The 13,156-nt window shown below is 39.2% G+C and carries 13 protein-coding genes; 4 read left to right on the top strand and 9 right to left on the bottom strand.

Annotated elements, in window-relative coordinates; genetic code table 11:
• Window positions 1-4 precede the first annotated feature (4 nt).
• On the bottom strand, window positions 5-1,666 hold the full coding sequence (locus B4B65_RS05060) for a sensor histidine kinase (RefSeq protein ID WP_201678122.1): 1,662 nt from the start codon (window positions 1,664-1,666) through the stop codon (window positions 5-7).
• 34 nt (window positions 1,667-1,700) lie between these two features.
• The gene (locus tag B4B65_RS05055; protein ID WP_293913953.1) at window positions 1,701-3,590 is read right to left on the bottom strand and encodes a S9 family peptidase; all 1,890 of its coding nucleotides are present in this window, start codon (window positions 3,588-3,590) and stop codon (window positions 1,701-1,703) included.
• A 124-nt stretch (window positions 3,591-3,714) separates the two neighbouring features.
• On the opposite strand from B4B65_RS05055, the gene B4B65_RS05050 reads away from it, so the two are divergent.
• Complete coding sequence (locus B4B65_RS05050; RefSeq protein ID WP_293913951.1) at window positions 3,715-3,999, top strand: DUF4286 family protein; 285 nt, start codon at window positions 3,715-3,717, stop codon at window positions 3,997-3,999.
• A gap of 6 nt (window positions 4,000-4,005) precedes the next feature.
• Here the strand turns inward: B4B65_RS05050 and B4B65_RS05045 are convergent, their stop codons facing one another.
• The 6 genes from B4B65_RS05045 to B4B65_RS05020 all read right to left on the bottom strand — a co-directional run bounded on the left by B4B65_RS05045 (window position 4,006) and on the right by B4B65_RS05020 (window position 8,122).
• Window positions 4,006-4,407 carry a DUF983 domain-containing protein gene (locus B4B65_RS05045; protein WP_293913949.1) on the bottom strand — a complete coding sequence of 134 codons (402 nt, stop codon included), beginning with the start codon at window positions 4,405-4,407 and terminating at the stop codon, window positions 4,006-4,008.
• Window positions 4,408-4,410: 3 nt separating this feature from the next.
• Window positions 4,411-4,671 carry a hypothetical protein gene (locus B4B65_RS05040; RefSeq protein WP_293913947.1) on the bottom strand — a complete coding sequence of 87 codons (261 nt, stop codon included), beginning with the start codon at window positions 4,669-4,671 and terminating at the stop codon, window positions 4,411-4,413.
• 28 nt (window positions 4,672-4,699) lie between these two features.
• Complete coding sequence (locus B4B65_RS05035) at window positions 4,700-5,386, bottom strand: RluA family pseudouridine synthase (protein WP_293913945.1); 687 nt, start codon at window positions 5,384-5,386, stop codon at window positions 4,700-4,702.
• Window positions 5,387-5,566: 180 nt separating this feature from the next.
• Window positions 5,567-6,580, bottom strand: coding sequence for an MlaD family protein (locus B4B65_RS05030; RefSeq protein WP_201678116.1), 1,014 nt, complete (start codon window positions 6,578-6,580; stop codon window positions 5,567-5,569).
• A gap of 5 nt (window positions 6,581-6,585) precedes the next feature.
• Window positions 6,586-7,362 carry an ABC transporter ATP-binding protein gene (locus tag B4B65_RS05025; RefSeq protein WP_201678115.1) on the bottom strand — a complete coding sequence of 259 codons (777 nt, stop codon included), beginning with the start codon at window positions 7,360-7,362 and terminating at the stop codon, window positions 6,586-6,588.
• Between the two features lies 1 nt (window position 7,363).
• Entirely contained in the window at window positions 7,364-8,122 is a 759-nt protein-coding gene (locus tag B4B65_RS05020; RefSeq protein ID WP_201678114.1) for an MlaE family ABC transporter permease, read from the bottom strand.
• A gap of 263 nt (window positions 8,123-8,385) precedes the next feature.
• Between B4B65_RS05020 and B4B65_RS05015 the strand changes: the two genes are divergently transcribed.
• The 3 genes from B4B65_RS05015 (at window position 8,386) to B4B65_RS05005 (ending at window position 11,802) form a co-directional block, all read left to right on the top strand.
• On the top strand, window positions 8,386-9,762 hold the full coding sequence (locus tag B4B65_RS05015; RefSeq protein WP_293913940.1) for a DUF6600 domain-containing protein: 1,377 nt from the start codon (window positions 8,386-8,388) through the stop codon (window positions 9,760-9,762).
• Between the two features lie 163 nt (window positions 9,763-9,925).
• On the top strand, window positions 9,926-11,098 hold the full coding sequence (gene pncB / locus B4B65_RS05010; protein ID WP_201678112.1) for a nicotinate phosphoribosyltransferase: 1,173 nt from the start codon (window positions 9,926-9,928) through the stop codon (window positions 11,096-11,098).
• Window positions 11,098-11,802 carry a class I SAM-dependent methyltransferase gene (locus B4B65_RS05005; protein ID WP_293913938.1) on the top strand — a complete coding sequence of 235 codons (705 nt, stop codon included), beginning with the start codon at window positions 11,098-11,100 and terminating at the stop codon, window positions 11,800-11,802. Before pncB ends, B4B65_RS05005 begins: the two co-directional genes overlap by 1 nt.
• Before the next feature lie 51 nt (window positions 11,803-11,853).
• On the opposite strand, the gene serS is transcribed toward B4B65_RS05005, so the two are convergent.
• Complete coding sequence (gene serS / locus B4B65_RS05000) at window positions 11,854-13,125, bottom strand: serine--tRNA ligase (protein WP_293913936.1); 1,272 nt, start codon at window positions 13,123-13,125, stop codon at window positions 11,854-11,856.
• Window positions 13,126-13,156: the final 31 nt, after the last annotated feature.

Raw genomic sequence — 13,156 nt, 5'->3', positions numbered from 1 at the left:
TATTTTAGACCGGGAACGTCAAAGTAAAGGTAGTCCCCTTACCAAGTTGGCTATCTACACGGATATCACCTCCCATAAATTCAGTAATCTCCTTGCAAAATGCCAACCCAAGACCTATACTTCCCTGTTGATTATATTGATTCTTTACTCTATAAAACTTCTTAAATATATTCTGGTATTCTTGTTTATTAATGCCTATTCCTTCATCCCTGAATATGATAACAAAATTTTTTTTATTTTGTTGTATATCAACATCTAAAACTTTGTTTGAAGGATTAGAATATTTATACGCATTATCAATCAGATTTTGAAAAACACTTGATAACAATACCGGATCAGTTATCATATCATTTTTGACTGTAATCCGGTAAGATAGTTTAAGGTCCGGATAGCTGATCTTAGTAGCTGAAAATATCGTTTCACATAATTCTTTTAAATCTACCCGTTCTCTTTTGAATTTTATGGATTTATTTTCAATTTGTGTAAATGACAATAATTTATTCATCAGGCTATTGAGCTTGTCGGCTTCCTGATCCAGAATCTTACCATACATAGTCCGCTCTTCATCACTGATCTTCTCCGCACTTTTTATGTTGTTACCGGCAATTTTGATAACACTTACGGGTGTTTTAAACTCATGTGTGAGGTTGTTAATAAAGTCATACTGTAAGCGGTACAGCCTGCTATTGATCATCACATTCCTATAGATAAGATATGCAATCAGTAGCAGAATAATATATAATAATGATATACCCAGTACAACAGGAGCAAAACGACGATTAGTCTCCTTTTTAATAAAGGATTCTGATGTACTGAAGGTAATCTTATAGTCTGAAAGGGCTCCCGGAAGCGAAACTTCTGTATACAGATACGGCTTCTCACCGGTCAGATTGACACTTACCAGGGGTACGATTTCTATATTTTCATATAAATTAGGATAGACATTGGTAATTCTGATCTTACGTGGATCTATATAGAAAACAAAAAGATCCTGATCATAACTGACAGGCTGTTTGATAGCTCCTCTTAACAATTCACGATAGGAAACCAGATCGCCGATACGTGGAATATTCATATATGCGATCTTTCCGGGCGTCATATCGTAAAAGATCTTAAAGATCAAATTATCAGTAAGCTTTGTGGAATCATTTACCCGGTCCAGAAAACTGACCAGCTTGACGGTCATATTATTAAAGTCGTCCGAATAATTTTTGAGATTGTTATCTTCCAGACGCTTTGATATCAGATGATGATTTTCATTTAGCGAATAAGAAAATACAGATCTGGACTGTATAAGCAGATTATTGTATTTGATCTCATATCCTTCTTCTTCATCATTTGTAATAGCGATATCATAAAACATTGTTTCTCTGACGAAAGGATATTTGCGCAGAATATTATCGATCATACCCTTCGCTTCATTTGTATCAAGAAACCCCTGATAATAGGAAATTTCAGGAATTCTGTTTTGGAAGAAGTCATTAAAAGGCACTAAAGATTTATCATACACCTCTACCTTGCGGTTCGCAAATTCGCTATCCACAAAATTGGAGATCATCGTTCGTGCAAAGAATACAGACACCACATAAAGTATGGTTACAAATACCACAAAGGCAATAAGTAAACCAATATTTTTACGGTATGTATACTTTGTTGAAGTACTCATATGATATAAGTCTCGTGCATATTAAGATTCAGGATTATTTTAAATATTTGTTCAGAAAGACTTCCATCTCCTGGTAATAAGAGACAATGTTCTCTTCATTTTTAAATCGTCTTCCTTCATCATCCTTAACAATATACTGCACAGGCACATTGTTATTTTTAAGACGTTGCACAAATTGATTTGCATCATTTACAGAACTGAACTTGTCACGTCCGCCCTGAACCATAAAAATAGGTATTTTTACTTTATCCGAATGAAAAACAGGTGAAATAGCTTTAAAGAGATCTGATTCGGTCTCCGGATTGCCAACAACCTGATAATAGAATTGGACATAAGGTTTGAAATAAGGAGGCACTTGTTTAAAATAGGTAAACAGATTAGTATAACCTGAATTTGAAATAGCACAAGCGTACAAAGAAGAGTTAAAACAGGCCGCATATAATGCCGAATAGCCTCCAAAGCCGTTCCCCATAATTGCGATCTTATTACGATCTGCAATACCCTCATGGATAAGCAGCATGACACCATCTGTAATATCATTCTGGATCTTTCCTCCCCACTCTTTGAAACCTGAAACCCAGAATTTCTTACCGTACCCTACAGAACCGCGGTAATTCATCTGAAATACAACATAACCCCGGCTCGCCAGAAATTGCACTTCAGGCTGAAATCCCCAATCGACACGTCCATTAGGACCATCGTGTGGAATGACTACGACAGGAAGATTCTTCCTGTCCTTATTTAACGGATAAGTGATATATCCCTGAATGGTCAGTCCGTCCCGTGTCTGATAAGTCATAGGTTCCATCGCTGACATCTGACGATTAGCAATCTTAGGGTTCAGATCTGCCAGTTTCATTAATTTATCCTCTGCGACATTATAGTAATAGATCGCTCCCGGATTTTGATCTGTGTAGCTTTTAAAAATAAAATGATTCAATGAAGAGTCACGGTCTATAAACTCAATCTCAGCCTGATCTACTTTCGCCCTTATCCGGTCATTTACCTGTTTGACCTTCTCGTTAAAAAACACACGTGTTTCTTTCTTAAGCGCAAATCCGGCGTATACCATCTCATTCAATTCATTGGAATAGCCGGTGGAATTGAGATCGACATCAGGATGACCAAATATTTCTTTTATTTCTGTTCCGCTTGAGGCGTCATATTCTACCAGAGTCAGCTTATCACGACCAACATTCGAAAGCGCATAAATCTTAGAGGAAGATCCCTTTACAAATCCTAATGGCAGAATATTAGTCTCAAAATCATTAGTTACAATCTCTTTAAAAGGAGTTTTCTGGTTCGGACGGTACAGAATAGATTCTTCTACACTATCGCTGGTCAACGCCAGACGAACTTCACCGTCAGGCGAACCATACCAGGAAATAACGTTACCAGGGTTTTTATCCAACAGCTGTTTAGGTCGGCCATCCAGAAACACCCTGTAAACATCAAAAACAGATGAATCACGCTCATTAATTACTGCCAGCAGACTGTTATCTTTTAACACAATGGGATTAACCCATCTGAGCTTTCTTTTTAAGGGTTTAAAAAGCGGGACAGATGCTTCCGTATGCACATCAATGGCAAATAACCTCAAACTGTCTTCAGGAGACTGTGTATTGGAATAAACGATTTTATCTTTATTTGCCCAGAAGAAATACTGAACATTCATATCAGCCTGATAAGTAAGCTGTTTTGATTTGGATTTATCCTCCAGATTAAGGATAAAAATATTTTTACAATGATTCTCCAACCCCAGATATGCAATCTGTTTTCCGTCTGGAGAGATTTTAAAGTTAGTTTTTTCGGGTATGGCAAAAAAATCCTGCACCGGGATTAATTTGCTGTCACTTTTGTTTGTGCAACCTATCCCGATCAACAATAACAGACCCGCAATTGCATTTAAAACTATTTTACCCATATATTAGAAGTCCCTGTTTCAAATATTCAAATTATTAACGACAACTCAAGGATATGCAACCTTATTTTTACATAAAAACGGATACAGAATCAGAGCTATCAACATTTGTTGGTACATTTGCATTATGTATTTATATAACATCTCCATCATCACAGAAGATTCAGTTCATGCCGAAATAATGGATTGGGTAAAAGCAGGAATTCTGAGTCAAAACGAATATCCGACCAAATTCTTAGCGCTATTGAATTCACCACATGAGGGCCAAACACATTGTATTCAACTGGTAGTAGAAAGTGAGCAGGATATTGAGACCTTTAATGCGAAATACCTGGCACCGTTTCAGCAACTCATCGCAACCTCCTACCACGGAAAAGCTTTTATATTCGACAGTGTTATGAAATACTTGTAGTACGTATTAATTTTCTATATTCGCCGCTTCTTCCTCATACCTTGGGTTGTACGTAATCTTGGGAGTCATATAATGTAACAATACTAATCTGGAATATCTGAAATTAAATGGGGCAAAAATCAGCGTAGTAAAGAACAGAACTCCCAAATACAACCAAGGAGATTCACTCTTGGTAATAATATAGGTCGCCACGGCCAGACTCACTATCTGAGCTACAGAAAATGCATAGCTGACATACATCGCTGCATAGAAATAACCCGGTTCTACCTCAAATTTGACTCCACAGACAGGACAAAAATCGTTCATCTTTTGTTTACGGAATCCGTAAGCCTTACCTTCAAAAACTTTACCTACGCGACAACGCGGACATTTAGAATGTGTAAGAGCAGAAAATCTGGATGTAGCCATTCGTTAAAAATAAACTTTCTCGTCATTCTGTTTACGGAACTTCTTGTACCACAGAAACCCCACTCCTGCAACAATGATAAGGGGTACACCCAACAGGAATAATACACCATCATTCAGTCCGTTACCTTGTGTATTACCATTTTTTGTACCGTTCTCCGCATTAAGAGAACACATTGCACATTGTGCCTGTGCTGTAGAATGTGGGGTTCCGATCCATAACAGCACACAAGAAATAAGAACAAAAAAGTGCTTAACTATTTTCATATCACAAAGTTAATTATTTTTAAACCGATTACAGTAATACATTAAATTTTTCCCAGAAACCATCTACCGGCAGGCCTGCTACAAGTTTCATGGGTTCATCTTTGACAGGATGAACAAAAGATAAACTTCGGGAATGTAAGCAGATACTTCTGCGCAGACTTCCCCGTGGATAGCCATATTTATTATCTCCGACAATAGGACATCCCATCGTTGACAACTGCACCCTGATCTGATGCGTACGCCCAGTTTTGGGTTTCACATGAAGCAGATAATATCCATCCAGTTCGCCGATAACCTCATAATCTAATTCAGCATAACTGCTTCCTTTTATTTCTCTGTTATACGCCTTTGTAATCATTTTCTTGCGGTCCCGGACTAACCAATTCTGTAGGTTGGCTGACATCTGCTCAGGTTTATTTCGTACCACTGCCAGATAAGATTTTTCTACATCGCGGTCATGAAACAACTTGTTCATACGATCCAGGCCTTTACTGGTCTTCGCAAAAACAATCAACCCGCTGACCGGTCTGTCCAGACGATGTATCACACCTATAAATGCATTTGGCTTTTCATATTTACGCTCCAGGTATTCTTTGACCATCATATCCAAAGATTTATCGCCCGAATCATCCACCTGCACTATATCACCGGCACGCTTATTAATTGCTATGAGGTGATTGTCCTCATAGATAACATCTTTATCCGTAATCTGCATAATAATATAAATCGAGTACAAAAATAGCTCAAATAAACCAAAAAGAGCATACGGAATAGATTTCTATATGCAAATAGGCTTTTCTTACCTCAAATAAAAATCCCGAAACTTGTCTGTTAATATAAAGACAGGTTTCGGGATTGACTTAGAATTTTTCTATTTTCTAACCTAAAGAAAGGCTTATTTTGAACTTCCTGATAAGGCTTTTAAACTATCGGCTTTGGCCTTTTCTTGTTCTTTCTGTTGTTTTTTAAAGAAACCTCTTAACAGAAAGTTACTCTGCATGGCTTCCATATTCTGATCCAGCTTGGCGGTACTCAGATTCAGATTACGTAGAATCTGTTTAATTTCTGCTGCACCTTCAGGATCATTTGTCAAGGCTCCAACTACATTGTTTTTATCATTCAGACGTGCAGATGTAGCGTTAAGATTGCTCATTAGCGCACTTGCGGTCTGTGTTACCCCCTGCAATTGTGCAGCTGATTCTCTCAGACTGGCAAATACAGCTGTATCTGTAGAAAGCTGATGAATTAGTCCCTGATTACTGTTTAGTTTATTTGTTACAGCAACCAGATTATTTGAAGCCTGATTAGCATTCGTCATCAGCTTATTCAGATTATCCAACGATTTGCTTAAGGAGACCACCATAGTAGAGTCTGTCAACATCGCACCGACCATTCCTTTGCCATCCACCAGATTCTGGGATAACACTGCAAAATTACGCGTAATCTCTACAAGATTATCATTATTAACAGATAGTGTGGCCATCATGGCTTCCATATCGGTCCCTTTTGCTGAGTGGAGAATATCTCCGTCCTCAATGGGCTGAGCGGTCTGCGAACCTCCTACGAGTGTAATAATAGAATTACCGATAAGACCGTCAGATCCTAATTTAGCAACCGCATCTTTACGAATAAATTCGCTGGATTTAGCTTCGATACTCATCACCACTTTTACATATTTAATGCTTTCAAAAGAGATGTCTTTTACTATACCGACCTTTACACCCGAAAACCAGACGTTATTACCAATTTTCAACCCTTTTACATCCTCAAATTCTGTTGTAACAGTCAATGTCTTTGTAAACTTCTTCTGTTGTCCTCCCAATGTCAAAATACCGGCTACGAGGATAATCAAGCCGATAAGAACAAATAGACCTACTACTAATGTGCGTTTATTGTCTGCTGCGCTCATATTTTTTAAACTATAAAATTGTAATCATAAAACGCTTTCACACGTTTATCATCTGTGTCAAATATTTCATTAAAACTTCCCTGTCTTTCAAATCTGCCATCCAGTAGCATCACAATACGGTCACCTACAGTTTTGGCACAAGCCAGATCATGGGTGATAATAATAGAGGAAGTTTTATATTTTTCCTGTACCTCATTTATAAGACTGTTAATCTCAAGACAAGTGATAGGATCTAATCCCGCCGTAGGCTCATCATACATCATAATATCAGGTCTCAATATCAGAGTCCGGGCAATACCGATACGTTTACGCTGACCTCCTGACAATTCAGAAGGCATCTGATTGATCGCCTGAGATAGCCCTACACCTTCCAGCACATCTTCCACTTCTGCATCGATCTCTGCGCGTGTCAGGTTTCTTTTATTTCGTACTAATGGAAATTCCAGATTCTCCCGTACCGTCATACTATCATACAGGGCACTGTTCTGAAAAGAAAAACCTATTTTCAGACGGAGTTGTTGTAATTCTTTCACACCCAGCTCAGTAACAGATTCACCCATCACCTGAATACTTCCCTGATCTGGTTCCAATAACCCAGAAATCAGCTTAATCAGAACTGACTTACCTGTACCCGAGCGTCCCAAAACCACCAGATTCTCTCCATTGAAAAGCTGCAGGTTTACATCACGCAGGACGTCAAGTGTTCCGAATGACTTACTGACATTCTTAACATCAATAACCACGTCATTGTAATCAATATTATAATCGTGCTTCTTTTCCATATTACGTAAAAGCAGCTAAAATTTGAACAATCAATATTTCTTCAATAAACACAATAAACATCGAAGCAACTACAGCACTGTTGGCTGCTTTCCCGACACCTTCGGTTCCTTTTGATGAAAAATATCCACAATAACTACTGACAGCACCAATCGTAAATCCAAATACAACGGCTCTAAATACCATCGCAAAAATATCTTTATAAGCGATCGCTTCAAATACCTGTGTAAAAAAGCTTAGAAAACTGACATCATCTTTACTCGCTATACTTAAATAACCTCCCAGAAGGCCTATACCTGCAGTGTAGAAACAAAGAATAGGAATACCAATAGTAGTAGCCCAGATACGGCTCACAATCAGAAATTTGAACGGATTTGTACCGGATACTTCCATCGCATCTATCTGTTCAGTAACATTCATTGAACTTAACTCAGCACCAATCTGTGAACCAACCTTACCGGAAGCAATCAACGCTGTCACCAGAGGAGCCAGTGCCCGGATAATGGCAATGGAAATTAATGACGGCAACCAAGATGTTGCTCCGAACTCTTCCAATGAAGGTCTGGATTGTTTTGTAAATACAAAACCAACAATAAAACCGGTAACACTGATCAAGGGTAAAGAACGCCAGCCTATTTCGTAGCATTGACGGATAATCTCTTTTATCTCAAACGGAGGACTTACTACTTCCTTCAAAAACCGCATCAAAAAACGGTGGATGTTAGCAAACTCTATAAGTAAATTTCTTACTTTATTTTTCATTTACGCAACAAATTGCTTGTACTATTCAATGTATACTCTCTTTAAACAGGGTGTAAAGGTACTAATTTCTACTTTTCATTCTAATCAAAAAAGACCAAAAACACCTTTACTTTTCAATTAACATATTTCAATGACAAAATGCCGGCCAATTTGTTTGATCAGGCAGAAATAAAAATTAAAGAGTCTCCATTTTAAACCTATTCAGATGTGCGCAGTCCTACAGATAAAATTAACAAAAGGATTCATCTTTTAAATTGAAGAATATGAAAGGGCTAAAAAAATCAACATTATTTATAATGACCATATTTGGTCTTGTAAGCCTTTTTTCGATATCTGCAGCCAGTGCTCAGGTAAGAGGGGGGGTATCACTGGATCTGTTCTATGATGAGTTATCTCCTTATGGTAACTGGGATGATGATCCTACATACGGTGAAGTATGGTATCCTGATGCAGGACGCGATTTCAGACCCTACTCCAGTAATGGATACTGGGCAATGACAGAATATGGAAATACATGGGTGTCGGATTATGCATGGGGCTGGGCGCCTTTTCATTACGGTCGTTGGGTATATTCCAATTACCGCGGATGGGGATGGATTCCAGGATACGAATGGGGACCAGCCTGGGTAGACTGGCGTTCGGGTAACGGATATTACGGTTGGGCACCAATGATGCCTTCTGTAAATGTAAACATCAATATTGGCATTGGTAACTTATGGGTATTCCTTCCTTCCCGTTATATCTTTGACCGTCATTTTCATAATCATTATGTACATGATTACGGACGTGTATATAACAGAACAACCATCGTTCATAATACTTATGTTGTCAATAATAACCACTATTATGGCGGACCATCCCGCAGGGACATAGAACGCTCTAGCGGACGTAGTGTCACAGTACGAAATATGAGAACAAGTGATCGTCCGGGAAGATCCAGTGTAGATAGCCGTTCGGTATCTATCTATCGTCCGGACAGAGGTGACAGCCGTAGCAGTGATCGTCAGGCAAGCAGAGGAGACCGCGAGTCTACCAGAGCTAATACAGGTGTTGACAGAAGCAGAAATGCAGTTGACCGAAGCAGCCGCAGTACAGATATCTCCTCCAATCGTACAGAACGAGGCAGCCGGACGCTCTATATTGACAAAGAAGGAAATGCGACATTGCAAAATGGAAGCAACTCCAGACCAAGAAGCAATGACAACAACGGAAATACAAACCGTACGGAAAGAAACAGAGAAGTACAACGTAACAGTGACATCCAAACTTCCCGTCCTTCCGAACGTCAGGCCGGAAACAGACAGGATCGCTCCAGTCAACGTGAAGCCTCAACTGTAGAACAAAATCGTGTAGAAAGACGAAATCAATCTATGGAAAGGCAACCAAGATCGTCACGCGGACAGTCAAATGAAAATATACAAAGAAGAGAATCTGCTCCGCAAAACCGTCCTTCCATTGACAGAGGAAATTCACAACCTCAAATGGAGAACAGAGGACGCAGCAGATCTGCAGAAAGAGCTCCTCAATACCAACAGGCAAGTAGCAGAGGAAGCGAACAAAGAACAGCTAGTCCTGCGCCGAATCGTACTGAAAGAGGAACAGTATCCTCAGGAAGCAGCAGAAGCAACAGAGGTCGTTAGAAAAAGAATATTTAATTGAAATAAATTTGTGAGAAAGAGGTATTGCATTTATGCAATGCCTTTTTTGCTGGTATTTAATTACGTTCAAAAAACAATACTTTGTGATAACTTTTTGTACTTTTAATCTCTTTTAACACAAAATATAGTATTGCAAGCATACAGAATGGCGAAATTAACATCTATACTTGATAACGATTTCTACAAGTTTACCATGCAATTTGCAGTGGTCAAATTGTTTCCAAAGGCGAGAGCACGTTATCAGTTTATCAACAGAGGTCAGCATAAGTTTCCTCCCGGTTTTGACAAGTTACTTACTGAGGCTATTCATGAGATGGCTAAACTGAAACTCACAAAATCGGAAAAGTCGTTTTTTGCTGAAAACTGCCCTTATATTGATCCTACATATTTTGATTTTCTGGAGGGGTACCGCTATGATCCGGATGAGGTAACGGTATTGCAGGATGGCACAGATATTTCAGTTACGATTGAAGGGTATTGGTACCGTACTATTCTTTGGGAAGTGCCTATTATGTCACTTATATGTGAATTGTTTTATGAAGCTACCGGAGCCCAAAGGCTGGAGGATAGCGAAGTCATTTCTATTGCTAAAGACAAGATCCTGAAATACGATAAACTGGGAATTACGATTGCGGACTTCGGCACACGCAGACGTCACTCCTATTATGTACACAATCTGATCGTAGAAACTTTAAAAAAATATGGTCAGGGTACTTTTATCGGTTCCAGCAATGTACATCTTGCTCAACTGCATAAAATAAAACCTATCGGCACACATGCACATGAATGGTTTATGTTCCATGCCGCCAAATATGGTTACAAGATGGCTAATCACTTAGGATTAGAACACTGGTCTGATGTCTATCGTGGAGATCTGGGAATAGCACTTGCCGACACCTATACCACGGATGTTTTTTTCAAACAGTTTGACAAAAAACTAACCAAGTTATTTGATGGTGTAAGACATGACAGCGGTGATCCCTTAGTGTTTGCAGACAAAACGATAGCCCATTATGTTAGAAACGGCATTAATCCGCTTTCAAAGACGATCACTTTTTCAGATGGTCTGGATTATGACAAAGTAGAAAAAATATCAGCATACTGTAAAGGCAAGATCGGCTATTCTTTTGGCATAGGTACCAACTTTACTAATGATGCGGGTCTTCCGGCAATGAATATTGTACTCAAGATGACAGAAGCTTATCCGGAAGAAGGAGAATGGACTCCGGTCATCAAATTATCCGATGAACCCAAGAAACACACAGGAGATCCGGAATCCATCTATCTGGCGAAAAAAATATTAATGATAGAAGACTGATGAATAGAGATGTATACGGAGAGGCTCTTCAGGAATATTTTGCAACAGGCGAGACAACATCTCCCCTTCTTTTGCATAGCAGCTATGGGGATATAGAAGAAATGCCTGTAGATATATTCTTCCGGGAAGAAGAAGATTTTACCGAGTTAGAATTTATAGCACTTTCATTGTGTGATGGTAAAGTACTGGATGTCGGAGCCGGCACAGGTGTACACGCTTTATACCTTCAGCAAAAAGGGTTTGAGGTAGAAGCTCTGGAAATATCAGAGACGGCATCTCATATTATGAAGCAAAGAGGTGTAGATACGATTATAAACGATGATATCTTTAATCTGAAGGATCAGAAATTTAATACCTTATTATTTCTGATGAATGGTATAGGACTGGCAGGTGATCTGGAAGGATTCAGGAAATTACTCAGACACGCCAAATCGCTATTGGCCGATCGTGGTCAGCTCTTGTTCGATTCCTCAGACATTTCATATTTGTATGAGGAATATCACATCAAAAAGCCTGATTATTATTTTGGTGAGATCAATTATCAGTATGAATACAGGGGAGTAAAAGGAGCTCCGTTTAAATGGCTTTACCTGGATCAGCAAACGCTGATCAAAGTGGCACGTGAAGAAAACTGGGTTGTTCAGATCCTGTTTGAAGATGATCAGGATCAGTATCTGATACGAATGGAGCCTCGGCAGAATTAAGACACTGAATTAAAGAAAAATGGTGGGATAAAATTATCCCACCATTTTTCTTTAGTCGATATACTCAAATCCTGTATACGGTACCAGAGCTGCCGGAACTTTAATTCCTTTGCCTGTCTGATTATTTTCAAGTAAGGAAGCCACTATACGTGGAAGTGCAAGTGCAGATCCGTTTAATGTATGGGCTAATTGCATTTTACCTTCTTCATTTTTGAAGCGTACTTTCAGACGGTTTGCCTGATAAGTTTCAAAATTAGAAACAGAAGAAACTTCCAGCCATCTTTTTTGTGCTGTGCTGTATACTTCAAGATCGTATGTCAATGAAGCTGTAAAGCTCATGTCGCCACCGCAAAGACGCAGTACACGGTATGGCAGTTCCAGTTTTTCCAATAGTCCTTGTACATATTTACACATCTCTTCTATGACTTCATAAGATTGGTCAGGATGCACAATCTGTACCGCCTCCACTTTATCAAATTGATGCAGTCTGTTCAGTCCGCGTACGTGTGCTCCATAAGAACCTGCTTCTCTGCGGAAACACGGCGTATAAGCACAATGACGGATCGGAAAATCTTCTGCTTTTACAATAACGTCTCTGTACATATTCGTCACTGGCACCTCTGCTGTCGGGATCAGATAAAGATCATCCTGTCCTACATGATACATCTGCCCCTCTTTGTCAGGAAGCTGCCCTGTTCCGAAACCGGAAGCTTCGTTCACTACGATAGGGACCTGCACTTCTTTATATCCCACTTCTGCGGCCTGATCCAGAAAGAAATTAATCAACGCACGTTGTAACCTCGCTCCTTTTCCCTTATACACCGGAAATCCTGCTCCAGCGACCTTTGTGCCCAATTCGAAATCAATAATATCATATTTTGCAGCCAGCTCCCAATGCGGTAAAGCATCTTCATCCAGACTAGGTACATCACCTGCTGTATAAATCACTTCATTATCTTCCGCAGCTACTCCTACAGGAACTGAACTATGTGGCAGGTTAGGTAATTGTACAATTTTATTGTGCAGTTCCTGTTCTACTTCACTCAGCTTTTCAGTCAGTTGTTTTACTTGTTCTTTATATCCGGACGATTGAGATTTTACAGTTTCAGCTTCTTCTTTTTTACCTTGACGCATCAAATCTCCTATTTGTTTTGCGGCAGCATTGGCTTCTGCTGAAAGGGAATCTGACTCCGACTGGGTCTTGCGACGTAGCTCATCCAAAGCGATGATTTCGTCAACCAAACCTAATTCTTTGAAGTTTTTCACCCCTAATCTTTCGATTACCTTATCCCTGTTTTCACGGATATAATTTAATTGCAACATACTGTTTATGTATTTAATAATGACCAAAGAT

The sequence above is a fragment of the Sphingobacterium sp. UBA5789 genome (assembly GCF_002418355.1).
Lineage (GTDB): Bacteria > Bacteroidota > Bacteroidia > Sphingobacteriales > Sphingobacteriaceae > Sphingobacterium.
The sequence above is the reverse complement of the archived record's forward strand: the minus strand, read 5'-3'. Positions and strand labels throughout refer to the sequence as shown.

What these genes read in the sequence shown, in the direction of transcription:
- B4B65_RS05025 (WP_201678115.1), bottom strand. Translation starts at nt 7,362, where the DNA reads ATGGAAAAGAAGCACGATTATAATATTGATTACAATGACGTGGTTATT.
- B4B65_RS05040 (WP_293913947.1), bottom strand. Translation starts at nt 4,671, where the DNA reads ATGAAAATAGTTAAGCACTTTTTTGTTCTTATTTCTTGTGTGCTGTTA.
- B4B65_RS05050 (WP_293913951.1), top strand. Translation starts at nt 3,715, where the DNA reads ATGTATTTATATAACATCTCCATCATCACAGAAGATTCAGTTCATGCC.
- B4B65_RS05060 (WP_201678122.1), bottom strand. Translation starts at nt 1,666, where the DNA reads ATGAGTACTTCAACAAAGTATACATACCGTAAAAATATTGGTTTACTT.
- B4B65_RS05005 (WP_293913938.1), top strand. Translation starts at nt 11,098, where the DNA reads ATGAATAGAGATGTATACGGAGAGGCTCTTCAGGAATATTTTGCAACA.
- B4B65_RS05045 (WP_293913949.1), bottom strand. Translation starts at nt 4,407, where the DNA reads ATGGCTACATCCAGATTTTCTGCTCTTACACATTCTAAATGTCCGCGT.
- B4B65_RS05020 (WP_201678114.1), bottom strand. Translation starts at nt 8,122, where the DNA reads ATGAAAAATAAAGTAAGAAATTTACTTATAGAGTTTGCTAACATCCAC.
- serS (WP_293913936.1), bottom strand. Translation starts at nt 13,125, where the DNA reads ATGTTGCAATTAAATTATATCCGTGAAAACAGGGATAAGGTAATCGAA.
- B4B65_RS05055 (WP_293913953.1), bottom strand. Translation starts at nt 3,590, where the DNA reads ATGGGTAAAATAGTTTTAAATGCAATTGCGGGTCTGTTATTGTTGATC.
- pncB (WP_201678112.1), top strand. Translation starts at nt 9,926, where the DNA reads ATGGCGAAATTAACATCTATACTTGATAACGATTTCTACAAGTTTACC.
- B4B65_RS05035 (WP_293913945.1), bottom strand. Translation starts at nt 5,386, where the DNA reads ATGCAGATTACGGATAAAGATGTTATCTATGAGGACAATCACCTCATA.
- B4B65_RS05030 (WP_201678116.1), bottom strand. Translation starts at nt 6,580, where the DNA reads ATGAGCGCAGCAGACAATAAACGCACATTAGTAGTAGGTCTATTTGTT.
- B4B65_RS05015 (WP_293913940.1), top strand. Translation starts at nt 8,386, where the DNA reads ATGAAAGGGCTAAAAAAATCAACATTATTTATAATGACCATATTTGGT.